Source organism: Streptomyces albidochromogenes (assembly GCF_005981925.1).
Taxonomy (GTDB): domain Bacteria; phylum Actinomycetota; class Actinomycetes; order Streptomycetales; family Streptomycetaceae; genus Streptomyces; species Streptomyces albidochromogenes.
The window spans coordinates 1-991 of record NZ_VBVX01000657.1; the positions used below are offsets into that span (position 1 = coordinate 1).

General features: G+C 76.0%; 1 protein-coding gene. It reads right to left on the reverse strand.

What is annotated here, in order from left to right; all coding sequences use genetic code 11:
• The coding region (locus E2E34_RS34605; protein WP_138905756.1) for a serine/threonine-protein kinase at positions 1–869 on the reverse strand (869 nt) is incomplete at its 3' end.
• Positions 870–991 lie beyond the last annotated feature (122 nt).

Consider the following 991-nt stretch of genomic DNA (forward strand, 5'->3'; position numbering starts at 1 on the left):
ACCTCCGCCGCCCGGCGGGAGATCTCGCCGAGCAGCGGCGGCGGCAGGTGGTCGGCGAACTCCCCGTGGCCGTCGTGCAGTCGCGCCACCAGCTCGCCGGTGGTGGGGCGCCGCGCCGGGTCCTTGTGCAGGCAGCCGGCGAGGACCGGGGCGAGGGACGCCGGTACGCCCGACAGGTCGGGGTCCGCGTAGCGCACGCGGTAGAGCAGGTCCGCCGGCCGGCCGGCGCCGAACGGTCCGTGGCCCGCCGCCGCGAACACCAGGACGCCGGCCAGCGCGAACACGTCGCCCGCGGGCGTGTGTTCCAGGCCGGTGGCCTGCTCGGGCGACATGTAGGCGGGGGTGCCGGCCGCCGTTCCCGTGCGGGTCAGACGGTCGTCCCCGAGGGCCCGGGCGATGCCGAAGTCGATGATCTTGGGGCCGTACGCCGTGATCATCACGTTGGACGGCTTGAGGTCGCGGTGCACGACGTCGGAGCGGTGCAGCTGGGACAGGGCGCCGCACAGCGCCGCGCCCAGGGCGCGGACGGACGGTTCGGGCAGGGGGCCGCAGAGGGAGACCGCGTCGTCCAGGGGCGGGCCCAGGACGTACTCCGTCGCCATCCAGGGGGTCTCGGCGAGGGGGTCGGCGTCGAACACCGCCGCGCCGTGCAGGCCGCCGATGACGCGGGCGGCGTCCGTCTCCAGGCGGAAACGGGTGCGGAAGGCCGGGTCGGACGCGATGCGGGCGTGCACCGTCTTCAGCGCGACCCTGCGGCCGCCGGCGGTGCGCGCCAGATAGACCGTACCCATGCCGCCGCTGCCCAGCCGGGCGATCAGTCGGTACCCGCCCAGGGTCTGCGGGTCGTCGTGCGTGAGGGGCGTCGGCATCGCTCAGTCAGTCGTTTCCGTGGGCAGGGACGGGGAGTTCGGCGGCGAGGACCACGGCCGACTGACGGGCGACGGCGGCCACCAGCCGGCCCGGCAGCCAGCCCTGGGGGAGGTACGGGGCG